16 protein-coding genes are annotated in these 17519 nt (G+C 56.6%); 13 read left to right on the top strand and 3 right to left on the bottom strand.

Annotated features, from left to right (window positions below):
* Positions 1 to 73: 73 nt before the first annotated feature.
* Positions 74 to 937 carry a LysR family transcriptional regulator gene (locus tag ACR0AK_RS08260; RefSeq protein WP_480792968.1) on the bottom strand — a complete coding sequence of 288 codons (864 nt, stop codon included), beginning with the start codon at positions 935 to 937 and terminating at the stop codon, positions 74 to 76.
* A gap of 107 nt (positions 938 to 1044) precedes the next feature.
* Between ACR0AK_RS08260 and ACR0AK_RS08255 the strand changes: the two genes are divergently transcribed.
* From ACR0AK_RS08255 to ACR0AK_RS08230, 6 genes are read left to right on the top strand one after another with little or no spacing between them, the layout of a single operon-like run.
* The gene (locus tag ACR0AK_RS08255; RefSeq protein ID WP_480792967.1) at positions 1045 to 1644 is read left to right on the top strand and encodes an amino acid synthesis family protein; all 600 of its coding nucleotides are present in this window, start codon (positions 1045 to 1047) and stop codon (positions 1642 to 1644) included.
* Complete coding sequence (locus ACR0AK_RS08250; protein ID WP_480792966.1) at positions 1616 to 2395, top strand: alpha/beta fold hydrolase; 780 nt, start codon at positions 1616 to 1618, stop codon at positions 2393 to 2395. Before ACR0AK_RS08255 ends, ACR0AK_RS08250 begins: the two co-directional genes overlap by 29 nt.
* Entirely contained in the window at positions 2392 to 3312 is a 921-nt protein-coding gene (locus tag ACR0AK_RS08245; protein WP_480792965.1) for a flavin reductase family protein, read from the top strand. The genes ACR0AK_RS08250 and ACR0AK_RS08245 overlap by 4 nt, the downstream gene beginning before the upstream one ends.
* Complete coding sequence (locus ACR0AK_RS08240) at positions 3312 to 4346, top strand: LLM class flavin-dependent oxidoreductase (RefSeq protein WP_480792964.1); 1035 nt, start codon at positions 3312 to 3314, stop codon at positions 4344 to 4346. The genes ACR0AK_RS08245 and ACR0AK_RS08240 overlap by 1 nt, the downstream gene beginning before the upstream one ends.
* A gap of 8 nt (positions 4347 to 4354) precedes the next feature.
* Positions 4355 to 5833: an aldehyde dehydrogenase gene (locus ACR0AK_RS08235; protein ID WP_480792963.1), complete on the top strand. Its 1479-nt coding sequence runs from the start codon at positions 4355 to 4357 to the stop codon at positions 5831 to 5833.
* 43 nt (positions 5834 to 5876) lie between these two features.
* On the top strand, positions 5877 to 6743 hold the full coding sequence (locus ACR0AK_RS08230) for an urea carboxylase-associated family protein (RefSeq protein ID WP_480792962.1): 867 nt from the start codon (positions 5877 to 5879) through the stop codon (positions 6741 to 6743).
* Here the strand turns inward: ACR0AK_RS08230 and argE are convergent.
* Together argE and ACR0AK_RS08220 are read right to left on the bottom strand one after the other, a co-directional pair.
* Complete coding sequence (gene argE / locus ACR0AK_RS08225) at positions 6740 to 7897, bottom strand: acetylornithine deacetylase (RefSeq protein ID WP_480792961.1); 1158 nt, start codon at positions 7895 to 7897, stop codon at positions 6740 to 6742. The genes ACR0AK_RS08230 and argE overlap by 4 nt on opposite strands.
* Positions 7894 to 9078 carry a M24 family metallopeptidase gene (locus ACR0AK_RS08220; protein ID WP_480792960.1) on the bottom strand — a complete coding sequence of 395 codons (1185 nt, stop codon included), beginning with the start codon at positions 9076 to 9078 and terminating at the stop codon, positions 7894 to 7896. Before ACR0AK_RS08220 ends, argE begins: the two co-directional genes overlap by 4 nt.
* 199 nt (positions 9079 to 9277) lie before the next feature.
* On the opposite strand from ACR0AK_RS08220, the gene ACR0AK_RS08215 reads away from it, so the two are divergent.
* The 7 genes from ACR0AK_RS08215 (at position 9278) to ACR0AK_RS08185 (ending at position 17507) form a co-directional block, all read left to right on the top strand.
* A complete protein-coding gene (locus ACR0AK_RS08215; RefSeq protein ID WP_480792959.1) occupies positions 9278 to 10423 on the top strand; it encodes a M24 family metallopeptidase in 1146 nt (381 codons plus the stop codon).
* Positions 10420 to 11127 carry a maleate cis-trans isomerase family protein gene (locus tag ACR0AK_RS08210; RefSeq protein ID WP_480792958.1) on the top strand — a complete coding sequence of 236 codons (708 nt, stop codon included), beginning with the start codon at positions 10420 to 10422 and terminating at the stop codon, positions 11125 to 11127. Before ACR0AK_RS08215 ends, ACR0AK_RS08210 begins: the two co-directional genes overlap by 4 nt.
* 149 nt (positions 11128 to 11276) lie before the next feature.
* On the top strand, positions 11277 to 12368 hold the full coding sequence (locus tag ACR0AK_RS08205; RefSeq protein ID WP_170557630.1) for an ABC transporter ATP-binding protein: 1092 nt from the start codon (positions 11277 to 11279) through the stop codon (positions 12366 to 12368).
* Positions 12369 to 12478: 110 nt separating this feature from the next.
* Positions 12479 to 13570 (top strand): extracellular solute-binding protein, encoded by a 1092-nt coding sequence (locus ACR0AK_RS08200; protein WP_480792957.1) that lies wholly within the window; start codon positions 12479 to 12481, stop codon positions 13568 to 13570.
* A gap of 66 nt (positions 13571 to 13636) precedes the next feature.
* Entirely contained in the window at positions 13637 to 14908 is a 1272-nt protein-coding gene (locus ACR0AK_RS08195) for an ABC transporter permease (RefSeq protein ID WP_170557625.1), read from the top strand.
* A gap of 5 nt (positions 14909 to 14913) precedes the next feature.
* The gene (locus ACR0AK_RS08190; protein WP_170557623.1) at positions 14914 to 16125 is read left to right on the top strand and encodes an ABC transporter permease; all 1212 of its coding nucleotides are present in this window, start codon (positions 14914 to 14916) and stop codon (positions 16123 to 16125) included.
* A 161-nt stretch (positions 16126 to 16286) separates the two neighbouring features.
* A complete protein-coding gene (locus ACR0AK_RS08185) occupies positions 16287 to 17507 on the top strand; it encodes an aminopeptidase P family protein (protein WP_480792956.1) in 1221 nt (406 codons plus the stop codon).
* Positions 17508 to 17519 lie beyond the last annotated feature (12 nt).

Genomic DNA, 17519 nt, shown 5'->3' with positions numbered 1-17519 from the left:
CGGACCTTTTTTTCCAGAATTCACTATTTTTCCGTACAGTGATATCCTCAGATGCGACATCGGCATGTCTGAATCAGACCCTTTCTTTCGCAGCACCAGGAACCAATTGGGAAAACCACGATACAAATGCGTCGACTTCGGGAGATGCGCGTTGAATGGCTAGGAAGTACCCTTCGGTCGCCAGAGCGGTCGCATCATAAACACGCTCAACCTGTCCGGTTCGCAGGGCATGTTCAGCAATAAGCGAATTCACCAGAGCCACGCCATTCCCAGAGGCAGCCAATTGCAAGGCCAGCCCATAGGAATCGACGTAGTATGCCGGTGTATGGATGGTGTGGCCGGTAACTTCTGCCCAGGTGGACCAATTGTCCGACGTCCCCACGGCTTCGATCAGGGGCAAGTTCTGGAACTCGCCGGCCAAGCCAGGTGCCTTTACCGCGATCAGGTCATTTGGTTTTAATGGCTTGGCATCCCGCCCGACCTGTTTTGCCGACCCGAACCGGATTTCAACATCGGCACGTAGGGCCGAGTATTCATCGGGCCAGATTGTGCTGACAAAGCGAACGGACGTATCTGGATTTTGGTCCCGGAACTGGGGCAGGGCCGGGGAAATCAACCATTCGATGATACTGATCGATGCAGCAACTGTGACGTGCCTGGCGCGTTCTTCTGCCAAGTACGGAGACGCCGCAGATTGCAACATTTGTAACGCGGCTTCTACTTGCGGCAACAGTTTTCGCCCTTCATCCGTCAGGGAAAGGCCGCGCGGATGCCGATGAAACAGCACGACACCAAGCCGCGACTCCAGCGATCTGATTTGCTGGCTCACCGCAGATTGGGTCAATCCGATTTCATCTGCCGCCGCGGTTGAACTTAGCCTTCGAGCCGCAGCCTCGAAGGACCTGAACCATGTAAGCGGTGGTAGGGTTTTAGGCATGTGTAACCGACCAAGTAGTTTTATTAATACCTAAGACCCAACTTCTTTCGTTTGTCAAAGTGCCAACCGATCAAAGATATTTTCCATACTCAAGATTGGGGGATATCGTGCAGCCGGAAATTCGAAAAATAGTGACCTTTGACGAAGAAGTGCTGGTCGAAGGGTTTCGCAAAGCCGACCGGCCGTGGCGAATGTTCGCCGTGGCGGCGGTTGTGACCAACCCTTGGGCGGGGCGCTATGTCGAGGACCTGCGGCCCGAAATTCTGGCCTATGGCCCAATCCTGGGTCAGGAACTGACCGACAGGATGATCGCACTTGCCGGAAGTGGTGAAGCGATAGAAGCCTATGGTAAGGCGGCTGTCGTAGGACTGGACGGAGAGGTCGAACATGCCTCGGGCCTGATCCACACGTTGCATTTCGGAAATACCTTCCGGCAGGCAGTCGGCGCTAAATCCTATCTGTCGTTCACAAATACCAGGGGGCCAGCGAACACACCAATCATGGTGCCGTTGATGGACAAGAACGATGCGGGCCGCAGGTCGCATTACCTGACGCTGCAATTTGCGATTCCCGACGCACCCCGCGCAGATGAGATTGTCGTGGTTTTGGGCGGCGCGACCTCGGGCCGTCCGCATCATCGCATCGGAGATCGTTATCAGGATTTGAAGGATCTGGGCCATGACGTGGACAACCCGGCCTCGGTCTGACATCGGCGGGCTTTCAGCCATTGACGCCGGAGAGGGGCCTCTCGTGGTTCTGCTCCACGGCGTTGGGCTAAGGGCGGAAGCCTGGGGCGCGCAAATTGATGCACTCTCCGCCGCTGGGTACCGGGTTCTGTGTCCGGACATGCCCGGCCACGGGGAAACCCTGTTCAACCGCCCCATTGGATTGAAAGGGTACGCCGATCCGATTGCGGCCCTGCTGACTGAACCTGCCGTGCTGGTTGGACACTCGATGGGTGCATTGATCGCTTTGGACATTGCAGCGTCACGTCATGATCAAGTGATGGGCGTGGCCGCGCTAAACGCGATCTACCGCAGATCCCCGGACGCGCGCGCGGCAGTACAGTCGCGTGCGGCTGCGTTGGATGCATGGTCCGTGAATGACCCTTCCGGGACTCTGCAACGTTGGTTTGGCGATCAGGCAACCGATGAGCGCAACGCCTGTTCGCGATGGCTGACAGAGGTCAATCCGGGTGCTTACAAGGCAGCCTATACAGTTTTTGCCGAAAGCGATGGGCTGACAGACGCGCAACTGGCGAAAATCGAATGCCCGGCGTTGTTTATGACGGGCGCAGACGAGCCGAATTCCACGCCGGACATGTCACGTGGCATGGCGCAACAGGTATCAAACGGGCGGGTCGGGATCGTTCCTGAAGCCGCTCATATGATGCCCATGACACACCCGGCTGACGTTAACTCCAAGCTGCTTGAGTTCGTGCGGAGGTGCCTGCCATGACCCAGATTGACACTCGTGCCTTGCGTGACGCGTTCGGCAATTTCATGACCGGCGTGACGGTTGTGACGACCCGCGATACCTCTGGTACTCCCGTTGGGTTCACAGCGAATTCCTTCACATCCGTGTCGCTTGATCCGCCTTTGCTGTTGGTCTGCCCCGGCAAATTTCTGTCCAGCCACGATACCTTTGCCGGATGCTCGCATTTTGCGGTGAATGTTCTGGCGGATGGTCAGCAGGATATTTCCAACACCTTCGCAAGCTTCAAGGGCGACCGATTTGGTCGGGTGATGCATCGCGACGGCCCAAACGGGTTGCCGCTGATCGACGGGGCACTGGCGCAATTCAGCTGTGAAACGCATCAGGCGCTGCCTACCGGTGACCACACGGTGCTGATTGGCCGCGTCAAAGAGTTCAACCATATCGGTGGTAACGGTCTGGGGTATGTGAACGGATCGTATTTCAGTCTTGGACTTGAGCGTGAGATGGACGCCCGGGTGCCAACGATCTGCGGAGCGATCGTTGCGGCGAATGAAAAGGTTCTTCTGGAGCGCCACGACGGCGCGTTTCGCCCGGTTCAAATCGCCGGTGCAGAACCCGGAGGGCAACGCAACAGGTTGGCACAAGGCCTTTCCGGTCGTGGTATTCAGGCGCAGATTGAACAGGTCTATTCGTCGTTTAACGATGCGGAAACGAACCTTCAATACACGTTCTTTCTGGCGTCTTGTGCTCAGAACACCCCGATAGAAAATGCCGAATGGGTAGATATCGGTGATCTAACCGATCTGACTTACGCCAGTAACAGCTTGCACCACATGATGACCCGCTACGCCCTTGAAGCCCGCGAGGGCGTTTTCGGGCTGTATCTCGGTGACGCCGAACGCGGCGAAATTCACAGTTTCGGTAAAGGAGCCATTTGATGGAGTTTTCACTGTTTGCCCACGTGGAACGTCTGACCCCGGATCAGCCTCACGATGTTCTGTATGATGAATTCGTGAGCCTGGTGAAGATGGCTGATGACGGGGGCATGCGGGCAGTTTGGACAGGTGAACATCACGGGATGGAATTCACCATTGCGCCGAACCCGTTCCTGTCTCTGGTCGATCTGGCACACCACACGCGCAATGTGCGGCTAGGGACAGGAACCGTTATTGCGCCGTTCTGGCATCCGATCAAACTGGCCGGTGAAGCCGCCGCGGCGGATCAGATGACAAAAGGACGGATCGAATTGGGGATCGCGCGCGGTGCGTATTCTTATGAATACGAACGTCTGATGCCAGGAATGGACGCTTGGGAGGCAGGGCAGCGCATGCGCGAGTCCACGCCTCTGTTGACACAGATCTGGAAAGGCGACTGTGCCCATGAAGGCGAGTTCTATGCGTTTCCGGCTGCAACTTCGGCACCGAAGCCATATCAGAAGGACGGCCCGCCAATCTGGATCGCCGCGCGGGATCCAAACAGTCATGAATTCGGCGTTCACAACGGTTTCAATATTCAGGTCACCCCGCTGTGGCAGGGGATGGAAGAGATTGAAACACTGATGGGGCGGTTCAACGATGCCTGCGATAGCTATGCGGGGCCGCGCCCCAAAATCATGCTGTTGCACCACACCTATGTCGGCAAAGATGACGACGACGTAGCACGGGGCGTGCAAGATCTGCGCCGGTACTACAATTACTTTGGTGCGTGGTTCATGAACAAACGGCCGGTTGAACAGGGCTTGATCAAGCCGATTACCGAGGCCGAGATGGACGCGAACCCGATGTATACCAAAGAAAAATTGGGCTGTGATCTGACAGTTGGGACTGCCCAACAGGTGATTGACAGGATCAAACGCTATGAGGATCTGGGATATGACGAGTTTTCGTTCTGGGTCGACAGCGGCATGACCAATGAACGCAAGCGCGCGTCTTTGGCGCGGTTCATCGACGACGTCATGCCAGCATTTCAGTGAGGATCACCATGGGAAACCTTCCGCATTTTCAGCTTTTTATTGATGGCGCTTGGACCGAAGGGGCAGCCTCACAGGTAATGACGTCTGAAAACCCGGCGACTGGTCAAGGATGGGCCACCTTCGCTTGCGCCTCGTCCGAGGATGTCGACCGCGCCATCGCTGCTGCCAAACGTGTTTTGGATGATCCTGAATGGCGGGATATGACGCAGACCCAGCGGGGCAAACTTTTGTATCGACTGGCCGAATTGGTTGCCGAGAACGCGGCCCGGCTGGGTGAGTTGGAGACGACCGACAGCGGAAAGTTGTTGGCAGAAACCTCGGCACAAACCGGGTATGTCGCGGATTACTACCGTTACTTTGCGGGCCTGGCAGACAAGGTCGAAGGCACGGTCCTGCCGATCGACAAGCCTGACATGCACGTCTTTACCACACGCGAAGCGATCGGCGTTGTTGCCGCCATTGTGCCGTGGAACGCGCAAATGTTCCTGACCGCGACCAAGCTGGGCCCGGCGTTGGCTGCAGGGTGCTCTGTGGTGCTGAAGGCGTCGGAAATAGCACCAGCGCCGATGCTGGAATTCGCAAAGCTGATCGAACAAGCGGGGTTCCCGCCCGGTGTTGTGTCGGTCATCACCGGTGACGCGGAAAACTGCGCAATTCCACTGACCCGCCATCCTGATGTCGACCGAATTGCTTTTACCGGCGGGCCTGAGACCGCCCGCCATGTGGTGCGAAACTCAGCCGAGAACTTTGCCGTCACCTCTCTGGAACTGGGTGGAAAATCTCCGATCCTCGTGTTCGAAGATGCTGATCTGGACGGTGCAGCAAATGGCCTGATTGCGGGAAATTTTGGCGCATCAGGCCAAAGTTGTGTGGCAGGTACGCGCGGTCTGGTGCATCGGTCGATCCTGGAACCTCTGGTCGAACGGATCGCCGAAAAGGCCAGCGTCATCCGGTTGGGTGATCCTTTGCAGCCCGAAACGCATGTTGGACCGCTTTGCACGGCAGCGCAGGTGCGCAAGATCGAAGAGACTTTGGACAAAGCGCGGGCGCAGGGAGCTGTAATTCATCTCGGCGGAGAAGCTGCGGATCGTCCCGGGAATTACATGAACCCCACTTTGGTTGAGTGCAAAACGCGAGAAACCGAAACACTGAAAATCGAAATGTTCGGGCCTGTGATGTCTTTGTTGCCGTTTGACTCCGAAGAAGAAGCCATCGCGCTGGCAAACAGCACGCCCTACGGGTTGGGGTCCGGTGTATTCACTCAGAACCTGGCGCGCGCGCATCGTGTATCAAAACGGATCAGGGCCGGCATCTGCTGGGTGAACACCTATCGCGCGATCTCTCCTATCGCGCCGTTTGGCGGGTTCAATCAGTCGGGATATGGTCGCGAGGCCGGCGTTGAGGCGATCCTGGATTACACCAGAACCAAGACCACCTGGATCAGCACCGCGCAAGAGCCGATGGCGAACCCCTTCATAATGCGTTAAAGAATCGGCAAAGCAGGGCATCGGGCCGGGATGGGAGGCGACTATGAAGCTAGTAAAACCAAACTTCCCGCCGCCCGTAGATGCGGCAGACCGCAAGGCGATTGCGCCAGTTATCTGCTACCCGCCGGAATCGCTTGATCCACCAGACTTAACCACCTTGTCTATTCTGCGCGAAGGCGCGGTCAAAACGGCCGAAGTCATAGCAGCGCCGCGCGATGCGGCCTGTATTGAAGTTCCCGCAGGCGCTTTTGTCAGGGTGGTATCGGTCGATGGCCCGCAGGTCGGTGACCTGAACATGTGGAACAAGCATGACCTGACCGAGCGGTTCTACTCCGGCAAAACCCGCGCGCTGCACGGCACGCACCTGTCCACCGGAGACCGGATGTGGTCGAGCTTTCCCAACATGCGACCGATGGCGACGATCATTGCCGATACTCTGGATTGGTACGGGTTCGATTCCTATGGCGGATCGGTCCATGACGTGATTGGCACACGGTGTGATCCGTATACCGGGCGTTTGCTTTCGGGGGACGACTATCACTATTGCTGCCACTCTAACCTGACCCGCGCGCTGGCCAGCCATTGCGACCTGCCGCTGCATGAGGCCGAGATGCTGGTGCATGACGTGCTGAACGTGTTCATGTGCACTGGATTTACCCGCGATACCGGCCAGTATTTTATGAAAGCCAGCCCGGTACGCCCCGGCGATTACCTTGAGTTCCACGCAGAAATCGATCTGATCGTCGGCCTGTCTGCGTGCCCCGGAGGGGATTGTTCCTCGGAACACTCCTCAGACGCGGCGGCCTGCTATCCGTTGGTGATGGAAGTCTACGACCCAGGCGAGGACGCGCGGGCTGCGCATGTGCAGCCAGATCGGTCAAAATATGACCGCACCCACGGATGCGGTTAACGGGTGAGGCGATGACCTAAGCGGGTTAGCATTCTGCAGCACATATCCAACTGTTCAATCTCGAGGAACTCGTCCGCCTTGTGGGCCTGCGCGATTGAACCTGGCCCGCAAACGATCGCGTGAACGCCAAGCTTCTGAAACAATCCGGCCTCGGTCGCAAAGGCAACAACACCTGTACCGTTGGCCCCGGTCAGTTCGGCGACCAGATCACGGGCTGCGTTTTCTTCCATGGGCTCAAGGCCTTCGACCTCGGCGATAGCCTCTTGCGTGATACTCGAGTCACTGTGGACCGCTTGCATTTCCGGCAACAGTGAATGCTGTACGTAGTCCGAAAGGGTCTTTTTGACGAGGTCAGCGTCACTTGCTTGCACAGGCCGCATCTCCCACAAAACCTCGGCCTTGCTGGCGATGACATTGTGGGCAACACCCCCGGTGATTTGCCCGATATTGACAGTGGTCCAGGGCGGCTCGAACCGGCTGTCTGCCGGTGCGCGAGACTTGAGAATGTGGCGCAACTCCAGCAGTTTGCCGATATATCGTGCAGCATACTCTGCAGCATTCACCCCGTCATCGGGAGCAGAGCTGTGCCCCTCTAGCCCGTAGAAGCGGGTGGTATATTCAAAGCAGCCCTTGTGACCCTCGATAACGCGCATCTCGGTCGGCTCGCCAATAATTGCAATGTCCGGGACAATGCCGCGATCAGACAGATCATCAACCAGCGTTTGGGCGCCAAGGCAGCCGACTTCCTCATCGTAAGTAAAGGCAAAGTGCAGCGGCTGGGTCAGCTTCCCGACATCCAGTGTTTCGCCGAAAGCCACCGCCGCAGCGATAAAGCCCTTCATGTCGCATGTGCCGCGACCGTAGAGTTTGCCGTCACTTTCCGCCAACTTAAACGGATCTGTCGTCCAGTCCTGATCGGCCACCGGCACCACATCCGTATGGCCGGACAGAAGGATACCACCGGGTTGATCGGGGCCGATCGTGGCAAACACATTGGCCTTGGTGCCAGTCTTGTCCCGCGTGACGATACATCGCGCGCCCAGTGCCTCGAGCCGTTCGGTCAGATAGCTGATCATTTCCAGATTCGAATCTGCTGACACCGTCTCAAAAGCGATCAGGTCCGCTAATAGTTCCAGGGTTCTCGGTAAGGTCATGGCTTTACAAACAGCTTTCTGGGGCGGTTGCAGAAACATTCGGCAGGTCCGGACTCAGTGATGAGGATCGACTCAGTAATCTCCAACCCCCAATCGTCCATCCAAAGGCCGGGCATGAAGTGAAAGGTCATACCGGGTTCCAGTACGGTCTCATCCTCGGGTCGCAGGGAAATCGTGCGTTCGCCCCAATCGGGTGGATAGCTGAGGCCAATCGGATAACCGCATCGCGCGCCGCGTTCGATACCGGCCCGTTCCAGCGGGGCAGCCAGTGCCAATGCGATGTCACGCGCCTGATTACCGGCACGCGCGGCTTCTAGTCCCGCCTCAAGCCCTTCTACGAGGGCGGCTTCAGCACGAAGCAAATAGTCGGGTGGGTTCCCCAAAAAGACCGAGCGACAGAATGGTGCGTGGTAACGGCGATAGCAACCAGACAGTTCGAAAAACGTGCACTCACCGGTTTTGAATGGTTCGCCATCCCATGTCAGGTGCGGGGCAGCGGCATCCGGGCCGGACGGGAGCAGGGGCACAATGGCTGCGTAGTCACCCCAATCGCTGCCAACTCCGGTGACAGCATCGTGGTAGATTTGTGCGACTAGATCATTCTTGCGCATACCCGGTTCAATGCGCTCCAATACGCCGTCGGTTACATGCTCGGATATCCGAGCCGCCTTTCGTATCAGCACGATTTCTTCGTCGGATTTAACCGCACGCTGCCAGTTGACCAAAGCGTTTGCGTCGACAAGCTGTGCTTCGGGTAGCTCTGCCAGCAATGTCAGGTGTGCCTTGGCTGAGTAGTAATAATTGTCCAGCTCAACACCAATACGCCCCTTGGCAATACCGGCATCCGTAATCAATGCGGCCAAATCCTGCATTGGATGACGCACGGTGGATTGCACGTATTCGTCCGCATAACCGCGGATTCGATCACTCGTCATCCAAACAGTTCTACGCGCGCCATTTGCGTCTTGATTGCGACCCCACCAGACCGGGTCGGCGTCGTGCAGGACCAGCACACCTTGATGCACATAGAATGACCAGCCGTCATAACCCGTCAGCCATGCCATGTTCGAAGGATCTTCGATAAACAGGGCATCCAAACCTGCTGCTGCCATGGCAGCGCGGGTCTTTGCCAATCTGCGGTCATACTCGGCATGGCTGAAGGCCGTGGCAGAATGGGGCATTTTAGGCTCCTGTCTGGGGCGAGTTTTGTTGACAGAACTTGACGAATGCGATCACGTCAATGGGCATCACAGGAAAGACACCAAATTGAGAATCTCACCGCCTTCTCATCGCGACGACCAAAAGCAGATTTTTCCCGCTCCGCACCCTTCAACCGATGTCGTGGGCGAAGGTTTCGGGCACCTTTTCCGAGGGCGCTGAATGAGGGGGTTTGACAACTCAGAGTTCGCTGCGCGCACCGATCGCGCGCAGCGCAGGATGCAAGCCTCAGGTTTATCAGCGTTGCTTCTGACGACGGAACCTGAAGTCCGGTATTTTACCGGGTATCTAACGCGGTTTTGGGAAAGCCCAACGCGTCCCTGGTTTCTGATCGTTCCCGCGAGCGGCAAGCCGATTGCCGTGATCCCTTCGATCGGGGCCGCGCTAATGGCAGAAACATGGATTGACGACATTCGAATCTGGACTGCACCAGATTTGATGGACGACGGTATCAGCCTATTGGCCGAGACCCTTCGCGAGGTGAGCCCCAACGGCGCGAGGATAGGATTGCCCGATGGGCATGAAACGCATGTCAGAATTCCGCTAGCAGATCTTCGACGTCTGCAGCAGGCGATCGGTCCGCGCGAAATTTGTGGCGATGAAGGTATCATTCGCGCGCTGCGAATGGTGAAATCATCAGCGGAAATTGCAAAGATCGAAACGGCTTGCGCTATCGCCGGGCGCGCGTTTCAAAGGGTTTCCGAAATTGCGAAAGAAGGTGTGGCGCTGGATGCGGTTTTTCGCCGGTTCCAGATGCTGTGTCTGGACGAGGGGGCCGATTGGGTTCCGTATCTTGCCGGCGGCGCGGAACAGGGTGGCTACACAGATGTAATTTCCCCCGCGACCGATACGCGGCTGCAGCAGGGCGATGTTCTGATGCTGGATACCGGTCTGGTTTGGGATGGGTATTTCTGCGACTACGACCGCAATTGGGCCATCGGCTCAGCCAATGCACAGGTGAAGTCGGCCTACGGTGCCCTGATCGAGGCTTCGGATGCGGCATTCGAGATTGCGCGTCCTGGCGCCACGGCAGCAGATTTGTTTCAGGCAATGAATTCTGTGCTGTCGCGCGGCGACGCCGATACGGGGGCAGGGCGATTGGGGCACGGTCTGGGCATGTCGCTGACAGAATGGCCGTCCCTTATTCCAACCGACCATACGGTGTTAGAGCCGGGCATGGTCCTGACGCTTGAGCCGGGCATTGCCGTTGGTGACAAGATCCTTGTTCACGAAGAGAACATCGTAATAACTGAAGGCGAGCCTCGCATTATTAGTCCCCGCGCTGATCAGGAGTTGCCCGAGATATGACGCGTTTGCCTTATGCCATTGACGCAGATGATCCCGCCACACCCCCGATGGGTTTAATTGTCCTCCAGACAGACGAAACGCTTGAGCCGGAATTCAACGCATATTTTTCTGATCGCAGTTGTCCCATCTACGTCTCCAGAATACCCAGCGGGAAAGAGGTGACCACCGATACATTGGCCGAGATGAAAACAGCCTTACCCGCTGCTGCTGATCTGTTGCCCAAGACCCGCCCATACCGTGTTGTGGGGTATGGGTGCACCTCTGCCAGCTCGGTTATCGGCTCGGAACAGGTCGAGCAAATGGTTCAAATGACCTGCGAGGCGTCGGTTGTTACCAACCCATTACGCGCGGCATCCGCATGTGCCCACGACCTTGGTGTCGCAAAGTTTGCGCTTTTGTCACCGTATATCGAAGAAGTGAACGATCCCTTACGTAACGCATTTTCGAAAAACGGGATTTCGATGGATGTTTTTGGCACATTCGGAGAAGCCGAAGAAGCCAAAGTAGCACGGATTTCGCGGAAGTCTCTGATTGAGGCTGCAGTGAAACTTGGGCAGGATGAATCAGTTGAAGCTGTTTTTCTAAGTTGCACGAATCTAAGAACTTTTGATGTTATTCCAATGGTGCAGGAACACCTGAAAAAACCGGTGCTTTCCAGCAATCAAAGCCTTGCGTGGCACATGCGAAAACTAAATTCCGCGTGAAAACCTTGCTTCAATCGACCTAATCGTTAAACAGGCGACAAATTTTGGTTGCGCGTAGCACCCTGCATGTCCTTAAATGGCTGCGACAGGTCTTTGAGATCCGGATGAACCGGGCAAGCAGGGACCGCACAGGGGAGACTAATCGGTAAATGTCTAATGACGCAGCGTTCGTCGAGTTTCAGCATGTCCAAAAATCCTATGATGGCGAGATCCTTGTTGTAAAAGACCTCAACCTTTCAATGCCGAAGGGTGAGTTTCTTACAATGCTTGGGCCCTCGGGGTCCGGCAAGACAACTTGCCTGATGATGCTGGCAGGTTTTGAAACAGCCACACATGGCGAGATTATGTTGGACGGACGGCCGATCAACAATATCCCACCGCATAAACGCGGTATCGGCATGGTATTCCAGAACTACGCTTTGTTCCCGCACATGACGGTGGCAGAAAATCTGTCCTTTCCGCTGGAAGTGCGGAATATTGGCAAGGATGCGCGAGAGGAAAAGGTCCGCCGGGCACTTGATATGGTCCAGATGGGGGCCTTTGGTAGCCGCCGACCGGCGCAATTGTCCGGGGGTCAGCAACAACGGATCGCTTTGGCACGCGCGCTGGTGTTCGAACCCGAACTGGTCTTGATGGATGAACCGTTGGGCGCGCTGGACAAACAACTGCGCGAGCATATGCAGTTTGAAATCACACGTCTGGCGCATGAACTGGGTATCACCACCGTCTATGTAACCCACGACCAGACCGAAGCGCTGACAATGTCGGATCGCGTCGCGGTGTTCGATGATGGGCGCATTCAGCAGCTTGCACCGCCGGACTTGCTGTACGAAGAGCCGGAGAATAGCTTCGTTGCTCAGTTCATTGGTGAAAACAACACTTTGGAAGGCGTTGTTAAATCTATCAACGGCGACGAATGTGTTGTGACGCTGGATGATGGATCTGAAATTGATGCAAAGCCAGTCAATGTCCACGCGGCGGGAGACCGGACCAAAGTGTCAATCCGGCCCGAGCGGGTGGAGTTCAACAAGGATCGTCTGCACGCCGACGCGCACACGCTGAAGGCAACGGTGAAAGAGTTCATTTACATGGGCGACGTCTTCCGCTTCCGTCTGTCGGTTGCCGGGAATGATGATTTTATCATCAAGACTCGCAACGCACCGGACGCTATCAGGCTGTCGCCGGGCCAGGAGGTCGAGATCGGCTGGCTTGCGCGCGACTGCCGGGCATTGGACGCCTGATCAGGAATTACCCCGCTCGTGTAACCAATATGTGCGGGGAAAGGCATGCGTGGGTTACCCCGTGGCCCAACCGCAATGACAAAGATTAACGGGAAAACAGGGAGTTAACGATGAAAGTTACCAAAACCACTCTAATGGCGAGTGCGATTGTGGCTGTTGCCGGCGCCGTGTCAGCCGAAGAGATGACGATCGTCTCTTGGGGCGGAGCCTATTCCAAATCGCAACTGAAGGCCTATCACGAGCCCTATTCAGAAAAGACCGGCGTCACCATCCTGAATGATGACAGCTCGGCCGAGGCGGTTGCCAAACTGCGGGCCATGAACGAAGCTGGCAACGTTACCTGGGATGTTGTTGACGTTGTTGCCGCGGACGCCATTCGTCTTTGCGACGAAGGTCTGGCGCTGGAAATCGACTTTGACACCCAGCTGGCTCCGGCGCCGGATGGGACGTCTGCCTCCGACGACTTCGGCGATCTACTGGTCAGCGACTGCTTTATCCCGCAGATCGTGTACTCGACCACATTCGGCTATCGCACCGATCTGGTCGGCGATAACCCTCCGACCGAAATCTGCGCAGTGTTTGACCTGGAAAACTACCCGGGCAAACGTTCGCTGGAAAAACGTCCGATCAACAACATGGAATGGGCGCTGCTATGTGACGGCGTTGCTAAAGACGACGTTTATGACGTTCTGGCGACCCCGGAAGGGCAGGATCAAGCTCTGGCCAAGTTGGACACCATCAAGGACAGCGTTGTCTGGTGGTCCGCAGGTGCAGATACGCCTCAGTTGCTGGCCGACGGCGAAGTCATCATGGGCTCAACCTATAACGGTCGCCTGTTCAGTGTGATCGAAGAGCAGAAGCAGCCCGTTGCCATGCTGTGGGACGCGCAGGTATTCGATCTGGATGGCTGGATCATTCCCGCCGGTCTGAGCGAAGAGCGCCAGCAGCGTGCCTTGGACTACATCATGTTCGCAACAGACACGCAGCGTCTGGCGGATCAGGCCAAGTACATCTCGTACGGCCCGGCACGTGCGTCTTCGGCACCACTGGTTGGTCAGCACGCCGATCTGGGTATCGACATGGCACCACACATGCCGACTGATCCGGAAAACGCTAAGAACACGTTCCTGTACAACTACGAGTTCTGGGCTGACTACCGCGACGATATCGACGCGAAATTCCAGGCATGGCTGGCAAAATAAGCCGGTTCTGAGAAACACGGCCGGGGCCGCCATTGGCCCCGGCTTACCTAAGACCAAGGGACGCAGATGACTGACGCTACTCAATCCGGTCCGATGCTTGCTGCCGATGGCACGCCGCTGAAGAAATCTCTGGCGCGGTCCTTGCGCCGCCGAAAACTTCGGGCTTTGGCTCTGATTGCGCCCTTGCTGCTGTTTGTACTGCTGTCCTTTGTGATCCCGATCGTTTCGATGCTGTTCCGCTCGGTTGAGAACGGGATAGTGTCCCAAACGCTTCCCCTTACGGTGGTCGAGTTGCAGAATTGGGATGCCGAAAGCGGAGAGCTACCGGATGAGGCGCTGTATGCGGCCTTTGCCAAAGATATGGTCGCCGCAATTGACGCAAAAGAACATACGAAACTGGGTTCACGCCTGAACTACGAACAGACAGGAATGTCCTCGATGTTCAGGCAATCGGGACGCAAGATCAAACGATTGGACCCAGAAGCTGACGCGCCGTTCAAGGAAAAGCTGATCGAGATTCACGACGGCTGGGGGGATGTGAATACCTGGCGTGTGATCAAGACGCATGCAGTGCCGATCACCAATGGGTACTTCCTGAACGCCGTTGATATGCAGCGCACGCCAGAAGGTGCGCAGGCCCAACCCGAAGATAAACGTATCCTTATCAAACTGTTCGGGCGGACCTTGTTCATGTCGCTGATTATTACTGGCTCTTGTATTCTGCTGGCCTATCCGATCTCGTACCTGCTGGCCAATCTGCCGATGCGCGTTTCGAACCTGCTGATGATTTTGGTGCTGCTTCCGTTCTGGACCTCGCTGCTGGTGCGGACGTCTGCGTGGAAAGTGATGTTGCAACAGCAAGGGGTGATCAACGAGACGCTGGTCTGGCTGGGGTTTGTTGCCGATGATGCAAGGCTGGTGATCATCAACAACCAATTCGGCACGATCATTGCGATGACGCATATCCTGCTGCCGTTCATGATCCTGCCGATGTATTCGGTCATGCAGACGATCCCGCCGACTTACACTCGCGCGGCGAAATCCATGGGCGCTACGAACTGGACGACCTTCTGGCGGATTTACTTCCCCCAATCCATTCCAGGCATCGGCGCGGGGTCGATCCTCGTGTTCATTCTGGCGATCGGCTACTACATCACGCCCGAGATCGTAGGCGGCACCAAAGGTGTCTTCATCTCGAACCGGATTGCGTATCACATTTCGTCGTCACTCAACTGGGGACTGGCTGCGGCGCTGGGGACAATACTACTGGCGGTCGTTCTTCTACTTTACTGGTGCTACGACAAGATCGTCGGCATTGATAACGTCAAGCTGGGATAAAGAATATGGCTGCACTTACACCAATATCCCGCAAACCGCTGTCGATGGTTCTGCCGACTGTCGCAATCGCCGGAGGATTTCTGGGCATGTTCGTCGGCGCCGGGCAGGACAATGTCCTGCTGGGCATTGTGATCGGCGCTGCACTGATGGCAGGTCTGGCGTGGTTGTACATCAACGTACTGGACAATGAACGCGTCGCGCGTTGGATCACGATCCTTGGACTTGCTGCCATCGGGTTTTTCTTTGCGGGCATCACGGGCTTGATCGTCGGACTTTTGGCAGGATGGTTTTTTGCCTTCTTCATCTTCTGGCTCTACGAAGGGCGCTATCGCCAAAAACTGCTGCCTTACATGACAGCAGGACAGGTGTTGTGGCACTATACTTTCCGGGTAATCTGCGGGGCGATTTTCGTGTTCCTGATCACGCCGATCCTTGTGGTTCTGCCTCTGTCGTTCAATGCGCAGGACTTCTTCACCTTTACGCCGGAAATGCTGCGTCTGGACCCTGAGGGTTATTCGCTGAAGCACTACCGTGACTTCTTCACCAACAATGAATGGCAGCGCAGCTTCAAGAACTCGCTGATCATTGCCCCGATTGCGACCATTATCTCGGTCACGTTGGGAACACTGGCGGCGATTGGCCTTAGTCAGTCGCACGTTCCCGGGCGCCGGGCGATCATGGGCATCCTGATCTCACCGATGATCGTGCCGCTGATCATTTCGGCCACCGGTATGTTCTTTTTCTACAGTGACATCGGTCGTTTTCTTGAAGGCTCGCTTGGCATGAACAAGAACTTCGTCGGATATGTCAAAGTTGTGCTAGCCCATGCTGTTCTCGGGATTCCTTTCGTGATCATCACGGTGACCGCGACGTTGGTGGGATTCGACCAGTCACTAACGAGGGCTGCTGCGAATATGGGCGCGGGTCCGGTGCGGACGTTCTTCAAAATCCAGATGCCTCTGATCCTGCCGGGTGTGATTTCGGGTGGACTGTTCGCCTTTATCACTTCGTTTGACGAAGTTGTGGTGGTTCTGTTTGTCGGCTCGGCCAGCCAGAAGACACTGCCGTGGCAGATGTTCACCGGCCTGCGCGAGCAGATCAGCCCGACCATTCTGGCCGTCGCGACCATCCTTGTGGTGATCTCAATCGCGCTGTTGACTACGGTCGAACTGCTGCGCCGCCGGTCAGAACGTCTGCGGGGCCTCAGCCCGGCTTGACGCGACTCAAAAGCTGATTTAGCGATTTCACCATGCACCTCGGTCACGATGGCGTCGTGACGAAACGCGGGGTGCATGGCTCTCGGATCCCGAGGCCGCTCGTCCTGAACGCCGGGACTTGTGGCCGGGCGATGCCAGTCCGGCGTTGAGGAGAGTCAAAGATGAAAGATCTGAACAATCGCCCCGAGTTCTTCACAAGCCATAATGGCGACAAGGCGCCTTTGCCGTTCAGCCGCACGGAATACGATCGTCGCCTTGCCAGCCTGCGTGCAACAATGACGGCGCGTGATATTCCGGCCGTTTTGCTGACGTCGATGCACAACATCGCATACTACTCAGGCTTCCTGTACTGCTCGTTTGGCCGCCCATACGGTTGTGTTGTGACGCAGGATGTTTGCACGACGGTGTCGGCGAATATCGACGCCGGGCAACCGTGGCGACGGTCGGTTGAAGAGAACGTGATCTACACCGATTGGAAGCGGAACAACTACTGGCGTGCAGTGGCCAACCTGATCGGGTCAGCGCGTCGGGTCGGCATTGAAGGTGATCATTTGACACTAGCGATGCGTGACACTGCGGTGGACATGTTGGGCGCACCTGAACTGGTCGACATTGCGCCTGACACGATGGCTGCGCGGATGGTGAAATCGGCTGAAGAGATCGAACTGATCAAGGGTGGTGCGCGGACAGCAGACGTAGGCGGCGCGGCCATTCATGCAGCGATCCGCGAAGGTGCGACCGAGATCGAGATCGCAATGGCAGGCCGCGACGCAATGGAAGCCGAGATTGCGCGTGCTTATCCTGACGCCGAATACCGCGATACCTGGGTCTGGTTTCAGTCCGGCCTGAACACCGATGGTGCGCATAACCCCGTCACCAAGCGGGCGCTGGAAAAGGGCGATATCCTGTCTCTGAACACCTTCCCGATGATCTCGGGCTACTACACGGCTTTGGAGCGGACCCTTTTCCTGGGTGAGCCGGATGCAGAAAGCCTACGTATTTGGAAGGCCAACGTTGCTGCGCATGAGCTGGGCCTGAGCTTGATCAAGCCAGGTGCGACCTGCTCTGGAATCTGTGAAGAGATTAACCGCTTCTTCGCTGACGAAGGCCTGCTGCGGTACCGTTCGTTCGGATACGGTCACTCTTTCGGGATCCTCAGCCACTATTATGGGCGCGAAGCGGGGCTGGAGCTGCGCGAGGATATCGATACGGTTCTGGAACCGGGCATGGTCGTTTCAATTGAGCCGATGCTGTGGATTCCAGAGGGTCAGAAGGGGGCCGGCGGATACCGGGAACACGATATATTGGTGGTCGAGGAAACCGGCGCTGAGAACATCACTGGCTTCCCCTACGGCCCTGAACACAACACGATCAGTGCATGATCTATTCGGCAG

Source organism: Ruegeria sp. BI12 (genome assembly GCF_056537985.1).
This window is presented reverse-complemented; position numbering and strand designations above follow the sequence as displayed.

Excerpts from the sequence above, each read along its gene's own strand:
- ACR0AK_RS08200 (WP_480792957.1), top strand. The coding sequence starts at position 12,479 with ATGAAAGTTACCAAAACCACTCTAATGGCGAGTGCGATTGTGGCTGTT.
- ACR0AK_RS08185 (WP_480792956.1), top strand. The coding sequence starts at position 16,287 with ATGAAAGATCTGAACAATCGCCCCGAGTTCTTCACAAGCCATAATGGC.
- ACR0AK_RS08230 (WP_480792962.1), top strand. The coding sequence starts at position 5,877 with ATGAAGCTAGTAAAACCAAACTTCCCGCCGCCCGTAGATGCGGCAGAC.
- ACR0AK_RS08195 (WP_170557625.1), top strand. The coding sequence starts at position 13,637 with ATGACTGACGCTACTCAATCCGGTCCGATGCTTGCTGCCGATGGCACG.
- ACR0AK_RS08245 (WP_480792965.1), top strand. The coding sequence starts at position 2,392 with ATGACCCAGATTGACACTCGTGCCTTGCGTGACGCGTTCGGCAATTTC.
- ACR0AK_RS08250 (WP_480792966.1), top strand. The coding sequence starts at position 1,616 with ATGACGTGGACAACCCGGCCTCGGTCTGACATCGGCGGGCTTTCAGCC.
- ACR0AK_RS08215 (WP_480792959.1), top strand. The coding sequence starts at position 9,278 with ATGAGGGGGTTTGACAACTCAGAGTTCGCTGCGCGCACCGATCGCGCG.
- argE (WP_480792961.1), bottom strand. The coding sequence starts at position 7,897 with ATGACCTTACCGAGAACCCTGGAACTATTAGCGGACCTGATCGCTTTT.
- ACR0AK_RS08190 (WP_170557623.1), top strand. The coding sequence starts at position 14,914 with ATGGCTGCACTTACACCAATATCCCGCAAACCGCTGTCGATGGTTCTG.
- ACR0AK_RS08220 (WP_480792960.1), bottom strand. The coding sequence starts at position 9,078 with ATGCCCCATTCTGCCACGGCCTTCAGCCATGCCGAGTATGACCGCAGA.
- ACR0AK_RS08240 (WP_480792964.1), top strand. The coding sequence starts at position 3,312 with ATGGAGTTTTCACTGTTTGCCCACGTGGAACGTCTGACCCCGGATCAG.
- ACR0AK_RS08235 (WP_480792963.1), top strand. The coding sequence starts at position 4,355 with ATGGGAAACCTTCCGCATTTTCAGCTTTTTATTGATGGCGCTTGGACC.
- ACR0AK_RS08210 (WP_480792958.1), top strand. The coding sequence starts at position 10,420 with ATGACGCGTTTGCCTTATGCCATTGACGCAGATGATCCCGCCACACCC.
- ACR0AK_RS08205 (WP_170557630.1), top strand. The coding sequence starts at position 11,277 with ATGTCTAATGACGCAGCGTTCGTCGAGTTTCAGCATGTCCAAAAATCC.
- ACR0AK_RS08260 (WP_480792968.1), bottom strand. The coding sequence starts at position 937 with ATGCCTAAAACCCTACCACCGCTTACATGGTTCAGGTCCTTCGAGGCT.